Genomic DNA, 12,572 nt, shown 5'->3' with positions numbered 1-12,572 from the left:
TTGGCTTACTTCCGGATGGCCCAGAACTCCATTTGCAGGCCGGGGAAATCGCCCGCCACGTGCATGGCGAAACCGGCGGAGGTGGCCAGCTGCTGCCAGTATTCGCTGCCCTTGTCGAGTTCAAAATAGGTGTAGCCCGCGTGGAACGGCAGCTGGCGCGGCGCCACCGGCAGCGGCCGCAGCGCGATGCCCGGCAGCTGCAGGTTCACCAGGTCACGGATTTTCTCGACCGAGCCTATCTTCACCTGGCGCGGGAAGCTGTTGCGCACCGTTTCCGGCGGCATGTGCGCGTTCACCATCAGCACAAAGGTGGCCGACTTCACCAGTTCCGGATCGCGCATCACCGCCACGCGGATGCCGAACTGGCGCTCTTCCAGCGGGATCGGCACGGCGTGCGTGTCCATCACCATCGACAGCGACTGGCGCAAATCCTCCATCACCGGCAGGAAGGTCTCGCGCAATTGCTCGTGGCGGTACACCGGGTACTGGATGGCGCGCTTGTTGTTCGGGCTGAAGGTGGCCAGCTCGCCGGCCAGCTGCACCGCCTCGCGGTAGTATTCCTCGGGATGCAAGCCGGTCATGCCGGCCAGGTGCGCGAACAGCGGCTCGGCGCGGTTCACCAGTTGCAGCAGCAGGAAGTCCGCGATCTCGGCGGCGCCGGCCGCGCCGGGCTGGGACAGGCGGTTGCCGAGCGCGTCGCCGCGCTGGTGCAGCAGGCCCACCACTTCGTCGGCGAAACCGCCCAGGCGCTGCGCCACGCGGAAGTCCAGGCACGGCGGGCAGTATTCGGGGTCCAGCACCACCCGGTTGTCCGGGCGGCGCTCGATCACGCGCGCCACGCCGATGCAGGCGTAGGCATTGGCCACGTCCGACTCCAGCGCCAGGCGCAGGCGCAGGCGCCCCACTTGCATCAGCGCGCTGTTGTCGACGCCGTTGCTGTCCCAGGCTTCGTAGTCCACGGTGCCGTGGCGGGCGAAGTTGTCCGGCGCCGGGCTGTCGCCGGTTTCGGCTATGCCGGGGCGGCGCAGCGGCAGCGCCAGCACGACCAGCACGTTGCGCGCGTCTTCCGGGATATCCAGCGGCAGCGGCAGGTCGTCGTCCGCAGGCAGGTTGAACGGCGTACCGTCCGGCAGCACGGCGCTGCACGACATGATCGCCAGCTTGCCCAGCGCGAGCTGCTGCTCGTCGATCTTCAGCGAAGAAAAGCCCCAGGAATAAGGGCGCAGCCGGGATACCCGGCTTTCGAGCTGGGTTTGCAGGTAGCGGTCGTGCTGCTGCAGGTGCTGCGGTTGCAGCAGCATGCCTTCGGACCAGATGACTTTACGGTTCCACGCCATGGTGTCTCACTCGATAGGAATTATTTGCGGTGCAGCCGGCCGATCTGGTCTTCGTAGGCGGCAGAGAATTTTTCGCCGAACAGGTGCTGGAAGTCGTCGTCGGCTTCGCGCAGGATGTCATCGTACAGCTCCACCATGCGTTCCCACATGCGGGCTTTGCGAGTGGTGGCCATCATTTTATCCATCACGCCTTCCGGCTCCTTGGCCTCGATCAGCGCCGGGTTGAAGCGCGCCAGCACGCCGTCCAGCGCCGCGCGCATGCCGGCGATAACGGCCAGCTCGTGGGCTTTCAGGTCTTCGAAGGCGCTGCCGATGGACTTCACCGGCGGCATGTAGCCGGACATGGCGTTGGTGAGCATTTGCGACAGCGCGCTTTCCGCATCGGGGAAGAACTTCAGCGGGTTGTTGGCCTGCGCGCCGAGCACCGTCATTTCCAGGCGGCTCTCGCGCTTGGTCATGGCGCGCGCCATCAGCACCGCCATGGTGCCGGCGGTCGCTTCGCGCAGCATGGCGCCCACCAGTTCGGCCGTCTCGGCGGGCGATTTGGTGGTGCGCAGGCCGCTCAGGCCCAGGCCGCGCAGCAGCGCCTGCATCACTTCGTCGCCGCCCTGGCCCGCGCCGGCAGGACCGGCATAGCCTTGCTGCGGCGGCAACACGTAGGCGACCGCACCAGGGGCTGGCTGCGCGGCCGGCGCAACGGGAACAGCCGGCATCGCCTGCATGGCCGGCGCGGCCGGCACGCTCAAGCGCGGCGGCAGGAAATCGGCCAGCGGATCGTAATCGTCCGGGATCAGCATCGCCGGCGGCGCCGGCGCCGGCACGGACGCGGACGGCGGCGCGGCGCGCACCGTCAGCACGGTGGGTTCGGACAGGTGCGCCGCAACCGGCGCTTGCTGCGGATACGGCGCCTGCGGCGGGTACGCCGTCCCGGGCAGCACCACGCCCGGCATCGGCATCCACTGCGGCGGCGCGTGGTCCGGCTCGGAACCGCGGAAGGCCACCGGCGGCGGCGCGGCATGGACCGCGTTGGCGTCATTGAGCATGTTCAGGCCGAGCGGATCGTTCAGCGACGGCGCGGCCAGCGGGTCATGCCCGCCGCTCAGTTCCAGTATCTTCACGCCGGCCAGCGTGTCGCGCATCTCGTCGAAGGACTTGCCCTCGTGCGGCGAGGGCGCGGCGGCAGGCTGCGCCTGGAACGGCAAAGCGTCGGAAGTCTCGGGCTGGAACACCGGAACCGCCAGGGGCGGGGACGCGCCCTCGCCCACCGCCACCTCCAGCACGTAATCGCCGATCAGCAGCCGGTCGCCATCCTCCAGCACCGCGCTCTTGCCTGCGCCCACCGGACGGTCGTTGATCCAGCTGGGATTGGCGCCCAGGTCCATCAGCGTATACTTGCCGTCGGCGAAATCGATCTTGCTGTGGCTGCGCGAGATGTACTTGCCCGGATCGGGCAACTCCAGATCATTGCCCGCGGCGCGGCCGATGGTGCCGCCCAATTGATCGAAGCGGCGCTCAACGGGGACGGCCGGAGCTTGTTTTCTGTATGACTGAATCCGCAGAGTTAAAAACATCGGCTCGCTATGGCTCTATGGCTGCTGGTTGAACTGGGCATTATAAGGTCGCGCTTGTGCAAAACACAATCAGGCGTGTCAGTTGATTTTCACCAGCGAGCCGCCTATCGTCATGATGCCGCCCGCCTTGACGGTGGCCATGCCGTCGGCCTGCATCGTCACCTCTGGCGACTTGATGGTGATCTTGGCCGGTTCCATCTTGATACTGGTGCCGCCCACCTTCAGTTCGATCGACGTGGTGGCCTCGATCACGATGGTCTTGGACACGGTCACCTTCTGGTCGCCGGTGATGGCCGTGGTCTGGTTGCCGCCCACGTCAAGCTTCTGGTCGACCGCGATTTTAACCGTCTGGTTATTGTCCACCTTCAGGTTCTGGTCGTTGGTCACGGTGATGATCTGGTCGTGATCGACCGTCACCGTGTGGTCGTTCACCACGTGCTCCTTGTGGTCGTGCCCCACGTCCAGGCTGCGGTCGTTCTTGATCGCGATAGTCTGGTCGCCCTTGTCCTTCTTCTCGAAGCCCACCTTCAGCGTATCGTTGTTTTTCACCACGCGGTTATAGTCCTTCTCCGCCTGGACGAAAATCTCTTCCGCGTCCTTCTTGTCCTCGAAGCGGATCTCGTTGAAACCGCCGCCGCCCTTGGAGGTGTTGGTCTTGACGGTGGACTTGGTCTGCTCTGCCGGCAGCGGATACGGCGGCATGGCGTCGCTGTTGTAGACGCAGCCTGTCACCAGCGGCCGGTCCGGATCGCCTTCCAGGAAGCTCACCACCACCTCCATGCCGATGCGCGGAATGAACATGCTGCCCCAGCCTGCGCCGGCCCAGCTCTGCTGCACCCGCACCCAGCACGAACTGAGCTCGTCTTCCTTGCCGTCGCGGTCCCAGTGGAACTGCACCTTGATGCGGCCGTACTGATCGGTCCAGATTTCCTCGCCCGACTTCCCCACCACCATCGCCGTCTGCGGCCCCTGCACCACCGGCTTGATGGCCGTGCGCGGCGCGCGGTAGCTGTGCTCCTTGCCGATCGCATGGAACGCGCACTTGAAGTCCATCGGCGTGTCGCCGCCGGTGGCGTAGTCGTCGCCGACGATCTCGTACTGCGCGCCCGTCACGAGGAATTCGCGGTTCTCCTCTTCGCGCGGATGGTTTTTCAGCTTGAACAGGCCGCCCGGGAACAGGCCGCGCGCGTTGGTGTCGGCCGAGATTTCTTCGCACTGTCCGTGCAGGCCCTCCATGCGGCCCCGCGCCAGCGCGGTGCCGGTGGCAGCCACGGTGTACAGGCCGGGATAGTCGTACATTTCGTAGGCCTGCTGGCTGAAAGCCGCTGCCACGGTGGACTTCACTTTCAGCCCGCCGGCGGTGCTGGCCTTGGCTTTCTCGAAGTCGAAGTCGTTTAGCGAATAGCTGCTGGCCTGGATCATGCCGGCGGAAGCCCAGCCATACACCGCCTCCTGGTCCACGATGCGGCGCCCCGCCTCGCCGGAAAACTCCACGCTGGCGTAGCCCGGCAGCGGCGCGTGCGCGCCGTACGAGTCGGCCAGCACCATGGTGTGCTTGCTGGCGCTGTGCGTGAAGTAGAAGTAAATCCCGGCGTTCTCCAGCAGGCGGCAGACGAAGTTGAAATCGGTCTCGCGGTACTGCACGCAGTACGGCAGCGGGTCGTAGGTGCCGCTCAGCGAACCCACGTTCAGGTCGATGGCGCCGCCGTAGGACGCGTCCTGGCACACCGCCTTGACGATGTCGAGCACGTTCTTTTCCTGGAAAATGCGGCAGTTCGAAGCGCGGGTCAGCAGCCACAGGCCGGGATGGACGGTGGCTTCGTAGCGCGCCAGCTTGCCTTGCCAGCCGGTGCAGGCGAAGCGGGTGACGATGCCGTGGAAATGGCGTACCTCGCCGCCGGGCAGGTCCACGTGCACGCCCATGGGCTGGCCCAGCACGTCGGCGATCTTCAGGTCCGTCTTGGTGCTCAGCAGCTGCACCCGGAATTCGGACAACTGGCCCAGCCGTTCGGCGCCGCTCATGCGGTCGAACAGCAGGACGTCGTCGGCCAGGGCACTGGTGACGTTTACTTCGCGGTTGGCTTGCGTCAGTGGCATACGGATTCGGTTCAGGGGATCATGGTTTTGGTGGTGCCCGCGTTGCTGAAGGCGATCACGCCGCCCCAGTTGCACATGCACTTGGAGACATTGTCCAGCGCGGGCATGTTCGCGATCAGCACCGTCGGCGCGCCCGGCACCCACGGCGCGGACGTCATCGGTATGCAGGGCATGGGCGTCAGCACCCCCAGCGCGGCGGCAGTGGCGGCGGCCACCGTGGGGTTGGCCATCGAATTGCACACGCCGAACGGCATGATATTCACCATGGGCTTGTGATCCATGATGTTGGCGGCAGGCGGTCCTTCGGCGAGCACTTTGTTCGCCGGGAGCACAACCAGCGACGACGGCGCCGCGCCGAACGTGCAAGTCATCATCGCCCCCATCACTACCTGATTTGGCATATCCCCTCCTACAGCTATTATGACCGAAAAAACTGTCTTAAAGGTAAGGTTTTAGGATAAGCTCCGATCACCACTGCATATCGACGAGGGACAGTCATGGCCACATCGCTGACATTCGAATTCGGCTTTGCCGCCGCCGATCCACAAGAGCCGGGCGAGGACGGCCAGCCCATGCGCATCCTGGTGATGGGCGACTTCAGCGGCCGCGCCGCCGGCTTCAGCGCACCCCGCCGGGTCGACATCGACAATTTCGAGCAGGTGCTGGCGCAGCTGGCGCCCAGCGTGCAAGTGACGCTGGACGGCGCGGCCCACACCTTCAGCTTCAGTGAACTGGATGACTTTCATCCGGATCGGCTGTATCTAAAATCAGACGCATTCGAGGCTTTGCGCGGCCAGCGCCAGCGCCTGCGCAATCCCGCCACCTTCGCCGCAGCCGCCGCCGCGCTGCAATCCGGGGCCGGCGGCGCGGCTGACCCGATGCACGGCCGTGCCCCTGCGCCGGCGGACAGCGGCGCAGCCGCCCCTGCCAGCGACTTTGCCGGCCTGCTGGGCGGGCAAGTGCGCCACGCCACCGGGGCTTCGGCACCGCAAGACGGCGTGCCGCCCATCGACCAGTTGATCCGCCAGATCGTCGGCGCCATGCCGCCCGGCCCCGACCCGCGCCAGTCAGAATACGTCGCCGCCGTGGACGGCGTGATCGGCCTGCGCATGCGCGCCGTGCTGCACGCGCCCGAGTTCCAGGCGCTGGAAGCGAACTGGCGCGGCCTGCGCCAGCTGGCAACCGGACTGGAACTGGGCCAGGATCTGCAGCTGTACATGCTCGACGCCGGCAAGGCCGCCTTGCAAGCCGATATCGACGCCGCTGCCGGCGGCCTGGAGGCGACCACGCTGCACAAGCTGCTGGTCGAGCAGCCGCGCCGGGGCGCCGACGCCGCACCGTGGTCGGTGCTGTGCGGTGCCTACAGCTTCGGCCCCGGCGAGGCCGACATCGGCCTGCTGGCCGCCCTCGGCGCACTGGCAGCCCGCGCGCATGCGCCCTTCATCGCCAGCGCCGCCGATGCTTTGGCGGGCGCCGCCTCGCTCGCCGCCACACCCGACGCAGCCGGATGGCAGGCGCTGGACGACGCTGCGGCGGCGCGCTGGCAAGCGCTGCGCGCCAGCCCGCAAGCGAGCTGGCTGGGCCTGGCGCTGCCGCGCGTGCTGCTGCGCCTCCCCTACGGCAAAGCCACCGACAGTATCGAACAGTTCGAATTCGAAGAGGCGGACGCCGGCCACGCGCATGAAGACTATCTGTGGGGCCACGCGTCCCTCGCCGTGGCCCTGCTGCTGGGCCGCGCCTTCGAAGACAGCGCCTGGGACATGTCGCCCGGCGACGTGCTGGACCTGGATGACCTGCCCGCCCATACCGTGCGGCGCGGCGGCGAAGCGCACATGCAGGCCTGCGCCGAAGCCTATCTGTCCGAGCGGGCCGGCACAACCCTGCTGGAGCGCGGCCTGATGCCTCTGCTCAGCTTCAAGAACCGCAACGCCGCGCGCCTGCTGCGCAGCCAGTCCATTTCACACCCGGCGCGGGCACTGTCCGGCGCCTGGAATTCCTGATGTAGCATCACGATGAGCATGAAGAAGAAAACCAGCCAGAAGATCTCCCTGGACGACGCGCTGCAACTGGCCGTTTCCGTGCACCGCGAGGGCAAGCCGCGCCTGGCGGCGCAGCACTATGAGGCCATCCTCCAGGTGGCCCCCAACCATCCGGACGCGCTGCACTACATGGGCCTGGCGCAGCACCACCTGGGCAACCACGACGGCGCGGTCAACCTGATCCGGCGCGCGCTGGACGTCGCGCCGGACTATGTCGATGCGCGCAACAACCTGGGCAACGTGCAAAAGGAGATGGGCCGCCACGCGGACGCCGAGCAGTCCTACCGCGCCGTGCTGGAAGCCCGGCCCGACTTCGTGCTGGCCCATAACAACCTGGGCGTGGTGCTGCGCGCGCAGGAGCGCCTGGACGAAGCGGCGGCGGCCTACCGGCGCGCCGTCGAGCTGTCGCCCAAGTTCGCGCAAGGCTGGATCAACCTGGGCAACGTGCTGAAGAAGAGCGGCGATTTCAACGAAGCGCTGAGCTGCTACCGCAACGCGGTGCTGATCACGCCCGACAATCCGGACGTCTACCGCAGCCTGGCGCGCGCGCTGGTGTCGCAGCACCGCGATGCGGAGGCGCTGGAAGTCTACCGCCAGTGGGAGAAGATCGAACCGGACAACCCCGTGGTGCAGCACCACATCGCCGCCTGCCAGGGCGCAGCGGCGCCCGTGCGCGCGTCGGACTCCTATGTGCAGTCCGTGTTCGACCGTTTTGCCGACAGCTTCGACGAGGTGCTGGCCAAGCTGGGCTACTGCGCGCCCGCCATGTGCGGCGAGATGGTGGCGGCCCTGCTGGGCCCGGAGGCCGAGGCCAGGCCGGCGCTGGATGTGCTGGACGCGGGTTGCGGCACCGGCTTGTGCGGCCCGCTCCTCGCGCCCTACGCGCGGCGGCTGGAAGGGGTCGACCTGTCGGCCGGCATGCTGGCCAAGGCCGCCGAGCGCGGCGGCTACGACAAGCTGCACGAAGCGGAGCTGACCGCCTGGCTGTCCAGCCATCCGGCCGCGTACGACCTGGTGATGTCGGCCGACACGCTATGCTATTTCGGCGCGCTCGATACGGTGATCCCGGCCGCCGGCGCCTCGCTGCGGCCCGGCGGCCACCTGGTGTTCACGGTGGAGGAAACCGTGGACGGCGCCGCCGCGCCGCAATTCCTGCTGCATTCGCATGGGCGCTACAGCCACACGGAAGCCTATGTGCGCGCCATGCTGGCGGCGGGCGGGCTGGAAGTGCGCGAACTGCGCCGCGTCACGCTGCGCCAGGAAGCCAGCCGGCCGGTTGCGGGCCTGCTGGTGGGGGCGCGCAAGGCGGGCTAGGAGCGGGTTGCCCGCCCTGCAGGCGTGGCCAGTTGAGTATCAGCAACAGCAGCAGCAGCCGGTACAGCCGGCTTGGCCATCAAGCGCTTGACGGCCAGCTGCACCGCCAGCGCGCCTGCGAACGCCGCGCCGAATGCGGCGGCGGCCGAACCTTCGCGCAGCAGCTGCGAAAGCACCAGACAGAACGTGGCGAAGGCGAAGTAGCCAAACACCATGCCGCGCAATAGCGCCACCGCGAACGCGCGGCCGGAACGCACATGCGAGAAGCCCACCAGCACGGTGCTCATCACGGGGAACATGGCGAAAAAGCCGCTAAGGCGTGCGCCTATCATGGCGGCGCCGTAGCTCACGGCCAGCACCAGCACCGCCCCGGCCAGCATGCGCCACGACAGGTCGCTGGCCTGCGCGGCGCCGGCGGCGGGCCTCGCGGATGCCGATGCCTGCCCCGGACCATCCGTCCGCGCTGGCGGAAACAGCTTGGGCGTTGCCAGCAAGGCGCCCACCACCAGCGCAAAGCACGCCGCCACCGGCAGTTGCACCGCCTGCAAGCCTGCCACGGCCAGCGCCCAGGCCAGCAGCGCGCCCAGCATGGACCAGGCCATGCCGAAACGCTCCGCCGTCCAGGCGTAAGCGATGCTGAACACCAGCACGGCGATCACAGCCAGCAAAGTGCCCTCGGCGGCGCGCGCGGCGAACGCGGCGCCCTGCTCCAGCGTCACCGTCAGCAGGATGGGACCTGAGACGATGGGAAAAGCGGACATCCAGCCCGCCACGCCCGGCCCCCATTTACGGCCCACCAGCGTCACCGCGTAGATCAAACATGGAACCAGAAACAGCTTGAGCAGCAAAATCAACGACATCGATCAGTGGTCCGTGCGCATGAAGTTATTGATGTTCTTCACCAGGAAGGTGGGCGGAATGGTCTTCAGCTCCAGGATGTGCTTGCACTTTTCCTCGTCCACGAAATCGATCATCACGAAATTGGGCATGAAGGCCTTGAGCAGCGAGCCGCTGGCGAAGCCGTCGGTCTTGGCCGCTGTTGCGGTCGCGGATGCTTTCGAACACCCCGGTGGTGGTCCAGTACATCATGCCGGCCACGTTCGGATTGCCGTCGCCGCCGCGCGCCATCAGCTTGCTCTGCTTCTTGATGTTCCGCTCGATTTTGCCGAACGGCTTGCCGACGCTGGTGCCGCCCTTGCCGAAATACTGCAAGCCCCCGGTCGGGATCTTGGTCAGCGTCAGGCCGTACTCGCCGCCCCACATGCTTTTCACCTTGGCCGTTGCCCCCCCCGCCGGTGATGCGGATGCCGAACAGCCGCGCGCCCGCCACGGCATGGTCGAAGATGTCCAGGTCCTGGGTCTGGGTGTTCGCGTCGCCCATGGTAACGGCCGCGTCATGGCTGCCCGCCATCACCACTTCGCTCAGCTTCTTGTCCGGTCCCAGGCCATAGTAAGCGATCATCTTCTCCCCCCCAAGGCTAGGCGAAGCTGTACGAAAACTGTCCCTCCGCCACGTCCACCGACACGCCGGCGATGGCGTCGCCCTGCATCATCCGGTTCAGGAACTCGCGGCTGATATCGGGCAGCATGGTGTTGGTCAGGATGGCGTCGATCATGCGGCCGCCGGACTCGCCCTCGGTGCAGCGCGACACCACCAGCTTGACCACCTCTTCGCTGTACTGGAACGGGATCTTGTAGCGCGCTTCCACGCGCTTCTTGATGCGGTTCAGCTGCAGCTTGACGATCTGGCCCAGCATCTGGTCCGACAGCGGGTAGTACGGAATGGTGACGATGCGGCCCAGCAGCGCCGGCGGGAACACCTTCAGCATCGGCGCGCGCAACGCCTTGGCCATGCCGTCCGGGTCGGGCATCAGGTCCGGATCCTTGCACAGGCCCGCGATCAGGTCGGTGCCGGCGTTGGTGGTCAGGATGATCAGCGTGTTCTTGAAGTCGATGAAGCGGCCCTCGCCGTCCTCCATGAAGCCCTTGTCGAACACCTGGAAGAACATCTCGTGCACGTCCGGGTGCGCCTTCTCCACTTCGTCCAGCAGCACCACCGAGTACGGCTTGCGGCGCACCGCTTCGGTCAGCACGCCGCCCTCGCCGTAGCCCACGTAGCCGGGCGGCGCGCCTTTCAGCGTGGAGACGGTGTGCGCCTCCTGGTACTCGCTCATGTTGATGGTGATCAGATTCTGCTCGCCGCCGTACAGCGCTTCGGCCAGGGCCAGCGCGGTTTCGGTCTTGCCGACGCCGGAGGTACCGGCCAGCATGAACACGCCGATCGGCTTGCTCGGATTGTCCAGCCCCGCGCGCGAGGTCTGGATGCGCTTGGCGATCATTTCCATCGCGTGGTCCTGGCCGATCACGCGCTGGCTCAGCAGCGAGGCCACCTTGAGGATGGTTTCCATCTCGTTCTTGGCCATGCGGCCGACCGGGATGCCGGTCCAGTCGCCCACCACCGCCGCCACCGCCTGGTAGTCCACGGTCGGCAGGATCAGCGGGGTTTCGCCCTGCAGCTCGCTCAGCTTGGCCTGCACTGCCTTGAGCTGCTCCATCAGCGCGGCGCGCTCCTCGGCGCTCAGGCCGTTGCCCACCCTGTGCGCTTCGGCTTCGGCGCCCGCTTCCAGGCTGCTGCCGGTTCCTTCCACCGGCTGGGCGCCGTCGCGCAGCTTGGCGCGCAGGGCCAGCAGCTCGTCCACCAGTTCGCGCTCGGCGTTCCAGCGCGTTTCCAGTCCGGCCAGGCGTTCGCGCTCCAGGGCCAGCAGGTCGTCGGCCTCGCTCTTGCGCTTGCCGATGTCGATGCCGATGGCGCTTTCGCGGCCGATGATGCCCAGTTCAGTTTCCAGCGCCTCGATGCGCTTGCGCGAGTCGTCCACTTCGGCCGGGGTGGCGTGCAGGCTCACGGCCACGCGCGCGCAGGCCGTGTCGAGCAGGCTGACCGATTTGTCCGGCAATTGGCGCGCCGGGATGTAGCGGTGCGACAGCTTGACGGCCGCTTCCAGCGCCTCGTCCAGGATTTGCACCTTGTGGTGCTTTTCCATGGTGGAGGCGACGCCGCGCATCATCAGGATGGCGCGTTCCTCGCTCGGTTCGTCCACCTGCACGGTCTGGAAGCGGCGCGTCAGCGCCGGGTCCTTCTCGATGTGCTTCTTGTATTCGGCGAAGGTGGTGGCGCCGATGGTGCGCAGCGTGCCGCGCGCCAGCGCAGGCTTCAGCAGGTTGGCCGCGTCGCCGGTGCCGGCCGCGCCGCCGGCGCCCACCAGGGTATGCGTCTCGTCGATGAACAGGATGATGGGTTTCGGGCTGCCCTGCACTTCATCGATCACCGAGCGCAGGCGCTGCTCGAACTCGCCCTTCATGCTGGCGCCGGCCTGCAGCAGGCCCACGTCCAGCGTCAGCAGCTGCACGTCCTTCAGGCTCGGCGGCACGTCGCCGCGCGCGATGCGCTGCGCGAAGCCTTCCACCACGGCGGTCTTGCCCACGCCGGCCTCGCCCACCAGGATGGGGTTGTTCTGGCGGCGGCGCATCAGGATGTCGACCACCTGGCGGATCTCGTCGTCGCGGCCCACGATGGGGTCCATCTTGCCGCTGCGGGCCTGCTCGGTCAGGTCCACGGTGAACTTCTTCAGCGCTTCCTGCTTGCCCATCGCGGCCGGCGCGATGGCGCCCGAGGCCTCGCCCGGCGCTGCCCCGCCGCCGGCCTGGAAGCCGTCGGTGGCCGCCATCTGCGCTTCCGGCGAATCCTTCAGCAGGCTGGCGAACTTTTCGCTCAGGTCGTCGCCCTTGATCTTCTGGAACTGGGCGGACATGCCGTACAGCGCGTTGCGCAGGCTGGACGTCTTCAGCATGCCGACCACGATATGGCCGGAGCGGATCTGCGATTCGCCGAACATCAGCGTGCCGTACACCCAGGCGCGTTCCACCGACTCCTCCAGCTGCGAGGACAGGTCGATGCCGGAGGTGGAGCCGCGCGGCAGCCGGTCCAGCGCCGCCGTCAGGTCGCGCGCCAGGCCGGCCGCGTCCAGTTCATAGTGCTTGACGAGGCGCAGCAGGTCCGAATCCTGCAGTTGCAGGATCTGGTGCATCCAGTGCACCAGTTCCACGTAGGGGTTGCCGCGCAGCTTGCAGAAGACGGTGCTGCTTTCGATGGCGCGGTAGCACAGCGAGTTCAACTTGCCAAACAGGGCGACGCGACTGATTTCTGCCATGATGTT

General features: G+C 67.1%; 9 protein-coding genes. 2 read left to right on the top strand and 7 right to left on the bottom strand.

What is annotated here, in order from left to right; all coding sequences use genetic code 11:
• Positions 1-5 precede the first annotated feature (5 nt).
• The 4 genes from tssK to AC56DV_RS29660 all read right to left on the bottom strand — a co-directional run bounded on the left by tssK (position 6) and on the right by AC56DV_RS29660 (position 5,406).
• Positions 6-1,337, bottom strand: a complete 1,332-nt coding sequence (tssK, locus tag AC56DV_RS29675) for a type VI secretion system baseplate subunit TssK (protein WP_496317798.1) — start codon at positions 1,335-1,337, stop codon at positions 6-8.
• Positions 1,338-1,357: 20 nt separating this feature from the next.
• Positions 1,358-2,908 (bottom strand): type VI secretion system-associated FHA domain protein TagH, encoded by a 1,551-nt coding sequence (gene tagH, locus AC56DV_RS29670; protein ID WP_496317797.1) that lies wholly within the window; start codon positions 2,906-2,908, stop codon positions 1,358-1,360.
• A 78-nt stretch (positions 2,909-2,986) separates the two neighbouring features.
• Complete coding sequence (locus tag AC56DV_RS29665) at positions 2,987-5,005, bottom strand: type VI secretion system Vgr family protein (protein ID WP_496317796.1); 2,019 nt, start codon at positions 5,003-5,005, stop codon at positions 2,987-2,989.
• Positions 5,006-5,016: 11 nt separating this feature from the next.
• Complete coding sequence (locus AC56DV_RS29660) at positions 5,017-5,406, bottom strand: DUF4280 domain-containing protein (protein WP_496317795.1); 390 nt, start codon at positions 5,404-5,406, stop codon at positions 5,017-5,019.
• Between the two features lie 96 nt (positions 5,407-5,502).
• Between AC56DV_RS29660 and AC56DV_RS29655 the strand changes: the two genes are divergently transcribed.
• Together AC56DV_RS29655 and AC56DV_RS29650 are read left to right on the top strand one after the other, a co-directional pair.
• Positions 5,503-7,005 (top strand): type VI secretion system contractile sheath domain-containing protein, encoded by a 1,503-nt coding sequence (locus AC56DV_RS29655; RefSeq protein ID WP_496317794.1) that lies wholly within the window; start codon positions 5,503-5,505, stop codon positions 7,003-7,005.
• 18 nt (positions 7,006-7,023) lie between these two features.
• The gene (locus AC56DV_RS29650) at positions 7,024-8,358 is read left to right on the top strand and encodes a tetratricopeptide repeat protein (protein ID WP_496317793.1); all 1,335 of its coding nucleotides are present in this window, start codon (positions 7,024-7,026) and stop codon (positions 8,356-8,358) included.
• Here AC56DV_RS29650 and AC56DV_RS29645 read toward each other — a convergent pair.
• The 3 genes from AC56DV_RS29645 to tssH all read right to left on the bottom strand — a co-directional run bounded on the left by AC56DV_RS29645 (position 8,355) and on the right by tssH (position 12,566).
• Positions 8,355-9,218, bottom strand: coding sequence for a hypothetical protein (locus AC56DV_RS29645; RefSeq protein ID WP_496317792.1), 864 nt, complete (start codon positions 9,216-9,218; stop codon positions 8,355-8,357). The genes AC56DV_RS29650 and AC56DV_RS29645 overlap by 4 nt on opposite strands.
• A 25-nt stretch (positions 9,219-9,243) precedes the next feature.
• Positions 9,244-9,621 carry a hypothetical protein gene (locus AC56DV_RS29640; RefSeq protein WP_496317791.1) on the bottom strand — a complete coding sequence of 126 codons (378 nt, stop codon included), beginning with the start codon at positions 9,619-9,621 and terminating at the stop codon, positions 9,244-9,246.
• A 215-nt stretch (positions 9,622-9,836) separates the two neighbouring features.
• The gene (tssH, locus tag AC56DV_RS29635) at positions 9,837-12,566 is read right to left on the bottom strand and encodes a type VI secretion system ATPase TssH (protein ID WP_496317790.1); all 2,730 of its coding nucleotides are present in this window, start codon (positions 12,564-12,566) and stop codon (positions 9,837-9,839) included.
• Between the last annotated feature and the right edge of the window lie 6 nt (positions 12,567-12,572).

The organism is Massilia sp. BGA-UO-ETr-WB1 (assembly GCF_059567845.1).
The sequence above is the reverse complement of the archived record's forward strand: the minus strand, read 5'-3'. Positions and strand labels throughout refer to the sequence as shown.

Coding starts and splice junctions, on each gene's coding strand:
- AC56DV_RS29655 (WP_496317794.1), top strand. CDS start 5,503: ATGGCCACATCGCTGACATTCGAATTCGGCTTTGCCGCCGCCGATCCA.
- tssH (WP_496317790.1), bottom strand. CDS start 12,566: ATGGCAGAAATCAGTCGCGTCGCCCTGTTTGGCAAGTTGAACTCGCTG.
- AC56DV_RS29645 (WP_496317792.1), bottom strand. CDS start 9,218: ATGTCGTTGATTTTGCTGCTCAAGCTGTTTCTGGTTCCATGTTTGATC.
- AC56DV_RS29640 (WP_496317791.1), bottom strand. CDS start 9,621: ATGTGGGGCGGCGAGTACGGCCTGACGCTGACCAAGATCCCGACCGGG.
- AC56DV_RS29650 (WP_496317793.1), top strand. CDS start 7,024: ATGAAGAAGAAAACCAGCCAGAAGATCTCCCTGGACGACGCGCTGCAA.
- tagH (WP_496317797.1), bottom strand. CDS start 2,908: ATGTTTTTAACTCTGCGGATTCAGTCATACAGAAAACAAGCTCCGGCC.
- AC56DV_RS29660 (WP_496317795.1), bottom strand. CDS start 5,406: ATGCCAAATCAGGTAGTGATGGGGGCGATGATGACTTGCACGTTCGGC.
- tssK (WP_496317798.1), bottom strand. CDS start 1,337: ATGGCGTGGAACCGTAAAGTCATCTGGTCCGAAGGCATGCTGCTGCAA.
- AC56DV_RS29665 (WP_496317796.1), bottom strand. CDS start 5,005: ATGCCACTGACGCAAGCCAACCGCGAAGTAAACGTCACCAGTGCCCTG.